This window comes from Neobacillus sp. B4I6, from assembly GCF_050434045.1.
In the GTDB taxonomy this organism is placed as follows: domain Bacteria; phylum Bacillota; class Bacilli; order Bacillales; family Cytobacillaceae; genus Neobacillus.
This window is the reverse complement of the sequence record NZ_JBNPWB010000002.1, coordinates 2,711,167-2,723,632: the sequence shown is the minus strand read 5'-3', so window position 1 is coordinate 2,723,632 and position 12,466 is coordinate 2,711,167. Positions and strand designations below refer to the sequence as shown.

The window sequence follows — 12,466 nt, the reverse complement described above, 5'->3', positions numbered from 1 at the left end:
ATGATGCTTTTAATAGGAGGAACGATCAATGAATGTGAAAGAGTTGTTTGATTTAACGGGAAAAGTAGCTATTGTAACAGGCGGCGGCAGGGGACTTGGCCAGCAAATCGCTGAAGGCTTTGCGGAAGCAGGTGCAAATGTAGTGGTTTGTTCAAGAAAATTGGAAGCCTGTGAGGAAGTAAGCGAAGGCATAAAAAGACTGGGTGTGGAGAGTTTTGCCTTAAAATGTGATGTCACCAGCCCCGAAGATATCAAGAATGTCGTCAAGCGGACGATTGAACGATTTGGGAGAATCGATATTCTCGTAAATAATAGCGGTGCCTCTTGGGGAGCACCAGTCGAGGAAATGCCGCTCGAAGCTTGGAAAAAGGTCATGGATGTAAATGTTACTGGTACCTTCTTAATGTCACAGGCGGTTGGAAAAGTGATGCTCGAACAAAAATCAGGAAAAATAATTAACATTGCATCAGTGGCTGGTTTAAAGGGCAGTAATCCAAAGTATATGAATGCAATTGGCTACAACTCTAGTAAAGGGGCTGTGATTACTTTTACTAAAGATTTAGCTGTTAAGTGGGGACCTAGTGGCATATATGTAAATGCGATTGCCCCAGGTTTTTTCCCGACGAAAATGTCAAAAGGGCTGCTTGATCAAGGGGGAGAAGCCATTCTGGAAGGGACACCATTAAGGAAATTTGGTACCGATAATGATCTTAAAGGCGTTGCCTTATTCCTAGCTGCACCAGCTTCGGACTTTGTGACGGGAGATATCGTGGTTGTCGATGGAGGGGCGCATGCGATGTAAATATTATCACCAAAATGAGATTCGCTGATTGAATTAGCAGATTCGCCCATAAAACCGTGGGATTCGCCCATAAAACTGAGGAATTCGCTGATAAAACCAGAAGTTTTGCTAATAGAATCCTATTTTTCAAAAAAGATGACTCCTAACAGGGTTATTTAGATAGAAAGAACAGTAAAATATCCTAAAATTACTTGAAATTCTATTAAAAAGTTCAACATTCAATATTCCAAGGGGTGAAAGCGTAATGAAAAGAGATGCGGTCATCGTTTCAGCCGTCAGAACTGCGATTGGCAGACAAGGAAGTGCTCTTGCAGGTGTTCCTGCCCACGTATTGGGGGCAGAAGTTATTAAAGAAGTAGTTAAACGCGCCAATATTAATCCGGAAATCATAGACGATGTTATTTTTGGAAATGTCTTGTCCGGCGGTGGAAATATCGCTAGATTAACAGCCTTACAGACGGAGTTATCGCTAGATTTGCCAGGAATAACAGTAGACCGTCAGTGCGGGTCAGGACTGAATGCTATCAATCTTGCTGCCCAAGCAATACGTGCCGGGGATGGGGATGTCTATATTGCTGGCGGGACAGAAAGCATGAGCCGGGCCCCTTATTTCGGATGGACCTTGAAAAAGTAAATAAAAACGGTGGCGCTATTGCCCACGGACATCCACTCGGGGCAACAGGTGCCATCCTCGTCACAAAAGCAATCTATGAATTAAAACGATCAGCTGGAAAATATGCCCTGATCACCGCCTGTATTGGAGGCGGACAAGGAATTGCAACGATCATAGAGCGTGAATAATCATTAGTGTCAGGCACCAGATGGTGAAGCAAAAATAAGCTTCAGTAAAATATCTCAACAGGGGGAGTGGGCCAATCTTGGTAAGCTCCCTGCAACTTAATCATATTTCTTATGAAAAAGAAATATAGTTTTGATAGTGCTTAGGTCGTTCCTCCTGTCAAAAAGTGATAGTTAAATAATGTTTTAGTAGGGAGGGGTATTAAATTGTTTAGAATTGTACCGCTTGAATTAGAAACCCATTTTGCTGAGGGTACGGTCAATGCCTTTTTGGCGATTGGTGATTCAGTTACGTTAATCGACACGGGTAACCCAGGTAAAGCGTCCTTTCAACAACTCAAAAGTAAACTACATAAGCATGGCGTTACATTGAAGGATATTGATCAGATTGTCCTTACTCACATCCATATCGACCATGCGGGTGCAATTCCTTACATTTTGGAAGAAATAGATGTGCCAATCTATGTCCATGAACAGGCGAGAGGTTCGATTAATGTTGGTGTGGAAGAGTATCGGCGAGTGCAGGCTTTTTTTCACAAGTTTTTAACGAACTGTGGTGCCGATCCATTCATTCACATCATCGAACGGCCATTTAACGAGGAAAAGTGGCGGAATATTACCTATCTAAATGAAGGTGATGTTATTCCTTTAGGTGGAAAGAGGTATGAGGTAATTCATGTTCCCGGCCACAGCCAATCTGATATTTTACTATGGAACCAAGAAACAGGCGATACCTTTGCCGGCGACCATTTATTAAAGTCTTTTTCCGTGAATGCCTTTATCGAGCCACCTAATCCGGGCGAGGTCAATCGTCCGAGGCCGTTAATGCAATACCGAGACTCGCTTGAAAAAGTAAGCCGACTGCAGTTGGAAATGATTTACCCTGGTCACGGCGAGGCATTTAGTGATCATTTATCCTTGATCAAAACAAGATTACTAGAACAGGAAAAGCGGTGTGAACAGATTCTAGCGATTCTTTCAACAGGAGGAAAATCCATCTATGAAATCTGCAGGCAAATGTATCCACGATTGCAGGGGAATACCGTGTTCTTAGGATTATCACAAATTCAAGGCCATTTGGATTTACTTGAAGAAAGACAGCAGGTTAGTTATGAGCAAAAAGATTCAGTTGTTATTTATCGTTCGACCTAGTAATAGTGGTAGTCCTATACCTTCGGGTGTTTGATAAGATTTTTAAAAAGGGAGCGGATGTTGTGAAGTTGAAAGACCTGCTGGAAACAAATATCGCCGAGTATGGTGAGTATCCTTTTTTATTTTACAAAGAAAAGACGTTCACTAATATTGAAACGAAGCAATTCTCGGACCAATTTGCATGTGGTTTGCGAAATCTTGGAATTGCTAAGGGTGACAGAGTAATAGTTTGTATGCCCAATTGTCCTGAGGTCCTCTTTGCCTATCAGGGAATTACCAGAGCAGGAGCAACGATAGTCCCGGTTATGTTTACTTTGCATCCAAAGGAGCTTCACTACATAGCACGAAATTCTGGCGCAAAAGCAGTAATTACCTCCTCCGCAGTAAGGAATAATGTTGAAAGTTCATTTGAAGGATTACCGGCTAAACCACAGTTAATTGTTGTTGATCTGCCATCAGACGAACGTGCGAAAAACTTTTATGACGTGTTTGTCCCCGCCGAAAATCAACTTGTCGATGGTGTGAACTCAGATGATACAGCAGTCATTCTATATACCTCAGGTACGACTGGAAATCCAAAAGGGGTGCTATTAACCCATAAAAACTTATATTCTAATGCCGAGAATTCAGCAAAGCATAATGAAACAGAGCGGGGCACAACACTTGGAGTCCTGCCGCTTGCTCATGTGTATGGCTTAACGATTTCGAATATTTGCTTTCTAACAGGCAGCTCTATCGTTATTTTTTCAAGCTTTGATACACAGGAGGTATTTAAAGCGATTGAAAGACATCAGGTTAAGACGTTCTCAGCTGTTCCCGCGATGATTCATGCCTTAGTATCTTATCCACACGCCGACCAATATAATACCTCCAGTCTTGAATCAGTTGGTTCCGGGTCTGCACCGCTGCCGGTTGCCTTATTGCATGCTTTTGAACAAAAATTTGGCGCAAAAGTGTACGAGGGCTATGGGTTATCAGAGGCTGCACCGGTTGTTACTGCTCATCGCAAAGGGATCGAAATAAAACCAGGCTCTGTTGGAATACCGATTCCTGGGGTAGAGTTGAAAATCGTCGATGAAAATGGCAAGGAAGTTCAAGCCGGAGAAGTAGGGGAGTTAATAGTCCGAGGTGATAGTGTCACGCCCGGCTACTATCAAAATTCGGAAGAAACCAGCCGTGTCTTAAAAGGTTCGTGGTTATTTACAGGCGATATGGCCCGGATCGATGACGATGGCTATGTCTATATTGTTGACCGAAAGAAGGATTTAATTATTCGAGGAGGATTTAATGTGTATCCTCGTGATGTCGAAGAAATATTAAATGCTCATGAACAAGTTTTTGAGGCAGCGGTTGTAGGTGTTCCTGATGAACGAATGGGAGAAGAAATGGTTGCCTGTGTCGTGAAAAAACCCGGTGCAAAAGTAACGGAAGAGGATTTAATTCACTATTGCCAGGACCATTTAGCAAAAAACAAAACACCGCGAAGAATCGTTTTCCTAGAGGCACTGCCAAGGAATGGTGTCGGGAAAATATTAAAGACGCATCTCCGCAAGCGGGCATCAGAAATTGTAATCAAACCGTAAAGGAAAAAAGGAGGAGAACATATATGGAAAAAAGAACCATAATAACAACTAGCAGTCGAGGTTTGCTTGAAGATTCTTTCCCGTACCGCTTATTCCAAAAAGCAAAACGGTTAGGAACCTGGAACCCAGCAGATATTGATTTCAGTCAGGACCAAAAGGACTGGAAAACACTAAATGCGGAACAACAAGTAGATATCTTGCGGCTTATTTCTCAATTTCAAGCCGGCGAGGAAGCGGTTACATTAGATCTTCTTCCACTGATTATGGCGATTGCGAAAGAAGGGCGCCTTGAGGAAGAAATGTTTTTGACGACCTTTTTATACGAGGAAGCGAAACATACCGAATTTTTCCGGCTAGTTTTGAATGCAATCGGGGAGCGAGGGGACTTATCTCACTTTCATACCGAAACCTATCAGAAGATATTCTATGAGATTCTCCCAACAACAATGGAACGGCTGATTTCCGACCAATCCCCAGAAGCGATCGCCGAGGCATCCGTAGTGTACAACATGTTTGTTGAAGGAGTATTAGCAGAAACCGGTTATTATTCTTTCTATCAAACATTAGAAACCGCGGGTATCATGCCAGGATTGCTTGAAGGTGTTGGTAATTTAAAAAAGGATGAGTCCAGGCATATTGGCTATGGGACTTTCCTTTTGCAACGGTTAATTTGTGAACATCCACATCTCTTTGATTTTGTGGCAGCCAAGATGGGCGAGCTGACCCCATTAGCGATTAGGCTAAATCAAGAAGGCATCGCAGGAAGAGAGGTAAGTGCATTCGGCGGGGATCCTGCAGATATCATGAACTTTACCTTAAAACAACTCTCGGTCCGAATGGAAATCTTAGCACGGGCACAAGGCAAAAAAATCGAAGAGATTTATAGATACACAGATAGTGAGTTAGGAGTGCTATAAGTGATTTTAGAAAAGGAGGAATTATCATGACAGTAAAGGTTGATGTGCAAACATTTCCCCATTTTATTAACGGAAAGTGGGAGCCAGCTTCCAGTCAAGAAACGTTTGATGTATTGAACCCGGCAAATGGTGAACTTGTAGCTAGAGTAGCAAAAGGAACTACGGAAGATGTTGACCGTGCTGTAAATGCGGCCCGTGAGGCATTTGATCAGGGTGACTGGAAAGACATGAAGCCAAAAGACCGAGCCAAGGTGTTATATGCGATTTCCTATCAAATCGCCGAACATGCCGAGGAACTAGCATACTTAGAAGCGATTAGCTCAGGTGGAACAGTACGCCGAATTGGCAATAGTGATATTTTGCAAATGGTTGACTTGTTCCAAACATTGGCCAATTTTACGGTTGAGTATCCATTCTCGGAGACACTGCCAGTGCCGCCATTCCCAGGACCAGCACATAATTTTATTTGGCGTGAACCAATCGGTGTATGTGCAGCGATTACTCCTTGGAACTTGCCAATGGTGATTGCTACCTGGAAGATTGCACCGGCACTGGCGATGGGGAATACAATTGTGATCAAGCCTGCCAGCTACACGCCACTGTCCACTTTGAAGTTAGCAGAAATTATTTCAACCGTGGTCCCTCCAGGTGTAATTAACGTTGTCTCAGGTTCTGGTGCGGAAGTGGGCGAAGCTTTAGTTAACCACCCAAAGGTCGATAAAGTGGCATTCACTGGTTCGACTGAGGTTGGCAGACGAATTATGGGAATTGCTGCTGGGACGATTAAGAAAACCACACTAGAACTAGGTGGAAAATCACCTAATATCCTTTTAGAGGATGCCGATCTTAGTATTGCTCTTCCTGGAAGTCTATTTGGAGTATTTCTCCATTCCGGTCAGCTTTGTGAATCAGGGGCGCGTTTATTTGTACCAGATAAGCTGTATGACCAAGTGGTTGCAGGTTTAGTTGCTCTCACAAGTAAATTAAAGCTTGGGAATCCACTTGATCCGACCACCGATGTTGGTCCAGTAATCTCGAAAAAGCAAAAGGAAACCATCCTTTCCTATATTGAAGCAGGTAAACAAGAAGGCGCGACCCTTGTCTGTGGTGGCAAGGAAGTTAAGGTTGATGGCTGTGAGGAAGGACATTTCATCGAACCAACGATTTTCACAAATGTCACCAATGATATGAAAATTGCCCAAGAAGAAATTTTCGGCCCAGTCCTCTGTGTGATTCGTTATTCTGATCTGGACGATGCGATTCGAATGGCCAATGATACGATTTATGGCTTAGCTGCAGGAGTTTGGACACGTGATGTCAATAAAGCCTACGCGGTGGCTAGAAAACTGCAGGCGGGCGTGGTCTGGATTAATGAATGGCATATGCTCAGAAGTGATGCCCCGTTTGGCGGGTACAAACAAAGCGGAATTGGCAGAGAAATGGGACAGCATTCACTCGATGCCTATACCCAGGTAAAGCATGTCCACACATCGATGTCGCCTGAACTAGATCGACGCAATTGGTATGGAATTCTGTTTGGCAAAAACTAATGAAGAGGTGAGGATGAAAATGAAAACAACCTTATCACAGTTTATGTTACGTACGGGTATATACAGCGGTTCAAACTCAAGGGCGATGGTCCCCAGTCTTTTTGCTGGTCTGGGTGCCAAACGGGTGCTCCTTTTAAGTGATAGAGGACTAGAAGCAGCAGGAATTGTTGAAAAAGTGGCCGATATTTTTTCGCTGACAGGTCATGGCTCTGGCCCAGAACTTGTCGGTCAATTCCTTGATATCAAACAAGATGCCGAAAGCAGCTGCATCAATGAAGCTGTCCGCTATGCAAGAGAAATAGGTGCAGATTCGTTACTTGCAGTTGGCGGGGGCAGTGTCCTGGATACCGTAAAAGGGGTAAAGTATGCGCTCCACAAAGGATTGACAGATATAAAAGAGGCGATCCCTGGCGGTTTGTTGTACGAGTCATTCCCAAAAGCAAATTACATGTCGATTCCCCATATTGCCATTCCGACTACCGCGGGAACCGGTTCAGAGGTATCACCGATTGCCGTTATTTTTAATGAAGAAATTCAAATGAAGACGAATATCATCAATCCGTTTATTAATGCCGATATGGCGATCTTGGATCCAGATTTAACCGTCGGACTACCACCAGTCATTACGGCATTTACAGGATTTGATGCCTTAACGCATGCCATCGAGGCGCTCGCATCACCAACCGCAACAGGTTTAACCGATGCCTATGCCCTTCATGCAATTCGCCTTATTGAAAAAAATCTACCAGTTGCCGTTGTTGATGGTTCGAACCTTGATGCCCGCATGGATTTATTGCAAGCTAGCTTAATGGGGATCACCGCTTTCAGTTTCGCCTTAAATGCGATTCCTGTTCACAATATGGCTCACGCGTACGGGGCCTTGTTCCGAATTCCACATGGCTTAGCAAATGCTGTCTTTTTACCGGTGGTCATGGAAATGGTTCCTGATTTATATCTGCCAAAGGCTGCTGAATTGGCACAAGCCTTGAACGTGGATGTAAAGGGAGATACCCCGCAAACGGCATTAGCAAAAGTGATTGGGAAAATTAAATTGCTTCAGTATAAGGTAGGATTACCGGCTGATTTCAAGCAATTCAACATTAGCGAAGAGGCACTCCAGATGGCGATTCCAGCGGTCATGAAGGACCCAGCTGCATTAAGCTTCCCAATGCCAAAAGAATTAATTGCGGCAATTGGGCAAAAGGTTGTTCCCTTGCCGGTGAAATAGATTTTTAATGTGACCCAGCCAGCGCGAAGACAAGCTGGCTGGGTTTAATAAATTGCTGAATTTAGTTATACATACCAAAGGAAGAACCTTAGTCGCCATTAAAAAGAGGCCATCCGCCAGTAAAAGGAGCCATCCGCCAGTAAAAGGAGCCATCCGCCAGTAAAAGGAAGCCATCCGCCAGAAAGGGTTGAAAATATGAAAATTACATTTAAAAGATTAACAGAATGCACCATCCAAGATACGATAACGGCTTGGAATCGGGGGTTTGAAGGTTATTTTGTGCAAATGGAAATGACTGCCGAATTGTTTTTTAACCGATTGGTAAATGAAGGATTATCTTTGAAGCACTCTTTAGTTGCTTTTGATGGAGAAGACCCTGTAGCGATTGTATTAAATGGATTTCGTGTGATCGACGGAAAAAAAACTGCATGGAATGGCGGGACAGGAATCGCCCCCAAATACCGTGGAATGGGTGTTTCAAATCTTTTAATGGAGGCAGCCATAAAAGTTTACTCCGAAGAAGAGGTCGAGATTGCCACACTTGAAGCCATTAAGGAAAATGAAAGGGCCATTCGATTATATAAAAGTCATGGCTATGAAATAATTAATTCACTTGTTTATCTAAATGGGACCATAGCGTTTGATCACACTCCCATTGCCTTTAAATCTATCCGGCCCGAGCAACTGCCAACTTTCCATTTTTATAATGAAAAGGTTCCATGGCAATGTCAGTGGCAGAGTGTTAAGTCGGGTGAAACACAGATCTATTTCGACAGTAATCAAAAGCCATTAGGATATTCATTATTTAAGAGAGTGTGGAACCAGGACGGGCAACTGGAAAAAGTAATTTTATATCAGCTTGAACTATTCAATGACATTAAAAAGGAAACGATAAAGTCTATTTTCACTTCTATATCTGGAGAACATCAAAAGCCCGTCAACTTCATGACAATTAATTCCATATTATCAAATCCTGTTATCCTATTCTTACTAGATTTAGGCTTTGAGAAAAAAACGGAGCAAGTCCAAATGATAAAAAAAATGTAATTTAAAAAATTTTTTTGAATCCTAATTCATAATATTATATAATTTTCGTTAGGGCCATTCTCAGGTAGATTGGGCTTGACCTACATAAATTCATCAGATTAGGAGAAATAAAATGGAAAAAGTACTTATTTTCGGTCATAAAAATCCTGACACAGATACGATTTGTTCTGCTATTGCCTATGCAGACTTAAAAAAACAATTGGGTATGGATGTTGAACCAGTGCGCTTAGGACAAGTAAATGGTGAAACACAATATGCACTAAACCAGTTTAATGCAGAGGCTCCACGCCTTGTTGAAGCAGTTTCAAGTGAAGTAAACGCGGTCATCCTAGTTGATCACAATGAGCGCCAGCAAAGTGCAAATGATATCGCTGAAGTTCGTGTATTAGAAGTAATCGATCACCACCGGATTGCTAACTTTGAAACAAGTGATCCGTTATATTACCGCTGCGAGCCTGTTGGGTGTACAGCAACGATCTTAAATAAAATGTACAAAGAGAATAATAAAGAAATAAGCAAAGAAATTGCCGGATTAATGCTTTCTGCGATTATTTCTGATTCATTATTATTTAAGTCTCCAACTTGTACGCCAGAAGACGTGGCAGCAGCACGTGAGTTAGCTGAAATTGCTGGTGTCGATGCAGATGCATATGGACTTGAAATGTTGAAAGCTGGAGCAGATGTTCGCGACAAATCAATTAACGAACTGCTAAGCCTAGATGCTAAAGGATTTGAAATGGGCTCAAGTAAAGTAGAAATTGCTCAAGTCAATGTGGTTGATACAGCAGATGTGCTTGCTCGTCAAGAAGAATTAGAAGCGGCGATCTCTACGATTATCGAAGAAAAGAACTTAGATTTATTCCTGTTTGTGGTAACTGATATCTTAACAAACGATTCAGTTGGTTTAGCTTTAGGAAGCAAAACAGCTGCAGTAGAAAAAGCTTATAATGTTACCCTTTCAAATAACACAGCTACCCTAAAGGGTGTTGTATCACGGAAAAAGCAAATCGTACCTGTGTTGACTGATATTTTTACTAAAGGGTTATAAGATAGGCCGTCCATGGACATTTTCATGGACGGTTTTTTCTATCCCTATAAATACTCAAAATTAATTCCTTCTTTCCATCAACTGACTTTTGTTGTAATCTATTAAATATTTAGAAAATCGAAATTCTCAAATATTTAAATTGAGAGGAAGGAATATACGGATGCTGTTTTTGTCACTGATCAGTTCTTTTTTTAATGCATTGAATGCACTCTATGCTAAGAAAATTGTGGGGGAAATGAAGGATAATAATAGTTTCATTGTTACATCATTTGCATACATAGGTTTGTTTCTCGGACTTACTTTACCGTGGCTCTATTTATTTAAAGCGAACACGATCTCGATTTCCTTGCTTATCTTAGTTGTCCTTTTAGATATGTTAGGAAATTTACTATTCTTTAAAGCAATGAACAAAATCGAGGTATCAGTCCTTTCCGTTTACATGGCATTAACACCATTATTCACATTTATTCCGAATAGCGTCTTATATGGATTTCATCCATTTGTACTTGTGTCTGTTTTATTTATCATGGTCGGTGTTTATTTTTTAAATTTGAAAGGTCGGAACCCGCTGACTCCATTTCTTGAATTAAAAAAACCTGGGAATTTATTGGGGATCGCATCAGCAGTTGTGTTTGGAGTTAGTATGGTGCCTTCGCAGCAGTTACTTGTTCATGGATGGGTAAATCCGGTGACGCTTTACTTCTATCGAGCCTGCGGTATTGCCCTAATTACCTATCTAGTTTACCGTCCAAAGGTGTGGTTTCCGAGCCTGCATAAACATCTAAGTTTACGCGGAATTACGGTCATCATCCAATGGATTTGTCTTTTTACTGCCTTAAAATTTGCCGATGGAACACTTGTTGTGTCACTCGCTTTCACTTCACCGTTATTTGCTGTTTTCCTATCATGGTATTATTTTAAGGAGCAAATTACGCCCGCTAAGCTAACTGCTTGTGTCATTACAATCTTAGGTATTATTATTACAGTCGTATAAAGGGAACAATGAACAAAGGAGGGATGAACAGTGAAACGAATGCACTCGACCACCATGTTCTTGGCTGGTCTGCAATGGTTATTTTTCATGTTTGCAAATACTGTGGTCATCCCGTTAACTATCGGGGATGCCTTTGACTTATCATCTGTTGAGGTGGCTAGTGCACTGCAAAGATCATTTATCTATACAGGGACAGCCTGTATCCTGCAAGCTGTTTTTGGGCATAAATATCCACTTATGGAAGGACAATCTGGCTTGTGGTGGGGTGCCATCCTAAGTCTTTGTGCTTCAGCTTCTTCAGCGGGAATTAGTTTGACTGAAATAGGGGGTGGTCTTGCGCTTGGTATTATTATTTCAGGCGCTTTAGTTATCATTCTCGGAGCTTTAGGAATGGGACAGGTGTTAGAGCGGTTATTTACACCCGTAGTTATGAGTACCGTGCTTTTTCTGCTCGCGAGCCAGCTTATTGTCATTTTTACAAAAGGGATGCTCGGATTGGGAACAGCAACTCAGATTGATATACCAACAGCAGGATTATCGGTCCTGTTAATTATACTCGTTGTATGGATTAATCTTAAGGGGCCTGGTGTGATTCGGAATTTTTCCATCCTAATTGGGATTGTAACTGGGTGGGGGGTTTACGCACTATTTTTTCCATCACCCCCAACTAATCCGAGTACATCAACGGAACTTTTTCAGTTATTTCCTTGGGGGAAACCTAGTTTTAGCTTTGGTCTAATTCTGATGGCAGTCATCACTGGTTTGGTTAATACAACGAATACTATGGCTTCCATAAAAGGGATTGAGCCAATCATAAAGACGAAAACCACAAATAATCAATACCGCCGCTCATTTGTTTTAACAGGGATTAATTCGATCGTATCGGGCCTATTTGGTTTGGTTCCGTATGCACCCTATATTTCTTCACTGGGATTTTTACAGTCAACGCTCATTTTTGATCGGGCACCAATCGTCATTGGTGGTGCTTTGTTTATATTACTTGGTTCGGTGCCTGCGCTGAGTCAACTGTTTTCTACTTTGCCCATCAGTGTCGGGGATGCAGTTTTATTTGTAGCCTATTTGCAATTATTTAGCGGAGCACTTACAAATTTGAATGGAATTCGCTTTAACCAAAGAACAATTTATCGAATCGCTGCACCTGTTCTACTAGGAATTGCGATCATGAATATTCCTGCTGAAATGTTTGGTTCCATCCCGATGCTTGTTCGACCGCTCTTAAGCAGCGGCTTACTTGTAGGAATTTTGCTTGCGATTGTGCTTGAAAATACAATTGATTGGTCCAAACTAGAGAAATCGATACCTAGTCCCCAAAAAAAGATCAGTTGA

General features: G+C 42.0%; 10 protein-coding genes and 1 pseudogene. All 11 read left to right on the top strand.

The features are described from left to right. Nucleotides 1-28 precede the first annotated feature (28 nt). The 11 genes and pseudogenes from QF028_RS15525 to QF028_RS15475 all read left to right on the top strand — a co-directional run bounded on the left by QF028_RS15525 (nucleotide 29) and on the right by QF028_RS15475 (nucleotide 12,466). Nucleotides 29-802 carry an SDR family oxidoreductase gene (locus QF028_RS15525; protein WP_429466721.1) on the top strand — a complete coding sequence of 258 codons (774 nt, stop codon included), beginning with the start codon at nucleotides 29-31 and terminating at the stop codon, nucleotides 800-802. Between the two features lie 244 nt (nucleotides 803-1,046). Further along, nucleotides 1,047-1,603, top strand: a pseudogene (locus QF028_RS15520) (beta-ketoacyl synthase N-terminal-like domain-containing protein). Between the two features lie 204 nt (nucleotides 1,604-1,807). Next, nucleotides 1,808-2,752 (top strand): MBL fold metallo-hydrolase, encoded by a 945-nt coding sequence (locus tag QF028_RS15515; RefSeq protein WP_429466719.1) that lies wholly within the window; start codon nucleotides 1,808-1,810, stop codon nucleotides 2,750-2,752. 62 nt (nucleotides 2,753-2,814) lie between these two features. Beyond that, complete coding sequence (locus QF028_RS15510; RefSeq protein ID WP_429466717.1) at nucleotides 2,815-4,335, top strand: long-chain-fatty-acid--CoA ligase; 1,521 nt, start codon at nucleotides 2,815-2,817, stop codon at nucleotides 4,333-4,335. Nucleotides 4,336-4,358: 23 nt separating this feature from the next. Then, nucleotides 4,359-5,252: a R2-like ligand-binding oxidase gene (locus QF028_RS15505; protein ID WP_429466715.1), complete on the top strand. Its 894-nt coding sequence runs from the start codon at nucleotides 4,359-4,361 to the stop codon at nucleotides 5,250-5,252. Nucleotides 5,253-5,278: 26 nt separating this feature from the next. After that, nucleotides 5,279-6,802, top strand: coding sequence for an aldehyde dehydrogenase family protein (locus tag QF028_RS15500; RefSeq protein WP_429466713.1), 1,524 nt, complete (start codon nucleotides 5,279-5,281; stop codon nucleotides 6,800-6,802). Between the two features lie 19 nt (nucleotides 6,803-6,821). Further along, a complete protein-coding gene (locus tag QF028_RS15495) occupies nucleotides 6,822-8,030 on the top strand; it encodes an iron-containing alcohol dehydrogenase (RefSeq protein WP_429466711.1) in 1,209 nt (402 codons plus the stop codon). Nucleotides 8,031-8,225: 195 nt separating this feature from the next. After that, entirely contained in the window at nucleotides 8,226-9,077 is an 852-nt protein-coding gene (locus tag QF028_RS15490) for a GNAT family N-acetyltransferase (protein WP_429466709.1), read from the top strand. A gap of 112 nt (nucleotides 9,078-9,189) precedes the next feature. After that, complete coding sequence (locus tag QF028_RS15485) at nucleotides 9,190-10,125, top strand: manganese-dependent inorganic pyrophosphatase (protein ID WP_215001860.1); 936 nt, start codon at nucleotides 9,190-9,192, stop codon at nucleotides 10,123-10,125. Nucleotides 10,126-10,285: 160 nt separating this feature from the next. Then, a complete protein-coding gene (locus QF028_RS15480; RefSeq protein WP_429466707.1) occupies nucleotides 10,286-11,119 on the top strand; it encodes an EamA family transporter in 834 nt (277 codons plus the stop codon). Nucleotides 11,120-11,158: 39 nt separating this feature from the next. Then, nucleotides 11,159-12,466: a uracil/xanthine transporter gene (locus tag QF028_RS15475; RefSeq protein ID WP_429472369.1), complete on the top strand. Its 1,308-nt coding sequence runs from the start codon at nucleotides 11,159-11,161 to the stop codon at nucleotides 12,464-12,466.

Coding starts and splice junctions, on each gene's coding strand:
- QF028_RS15495 (WP_429466711.1), top strand. CDS start 6,822: ATGAAAACAACCTTATCACAGTTTATGTTACGTACGGGTATATACAGC.
- QF028_RS15500 (WP_429466713.1), top strand. CDS start 5,279: ATGACAGTAAAGGTTGATGTGCAAACATTTCCCCATTTTATTAACGGA.
- QF028_RS15505 (WP_429466715.1), top strand. CDS start 4,359: ATGGAAAAAAGAACCATAATAACAACTAGCAGTCGAGGTTTGCTTGAA.
- QF028_RS15475 (WP_429472369.1), top strand. CDS start 11,159: ATGCACTCGACCACCATGTTCTTGGCTGGTCTGCAATGGTTATTTTTC.
- QF028_RS15490 (WP_429466709.1), top strand. CDS start 8,226: ATGAAAATTACATTTAAAAGATTAACAGAATGCACCATCCAAGATACG.
- QF028_RS15480 (WP_429466707.1), top strand. CDS start 10,286: ATGCTGTTTTTGTCACTGATCAGTTCTTTTTTTAATGCATTGAATGCA.
- QF028_RS15485 (WP_215001860.1), top strand. CDS start 9,190: ATGGAAAAAGTACTTATTTTCGGTCATAAAAATCCTGACACAGATACG.
- QF028_RS15525 (WP_429466721.1), top strand. CDS start 29: ATGAATGTGAAAGAGTTGTTTGATTTAACGGGAAAAGTAGCTATTGTA.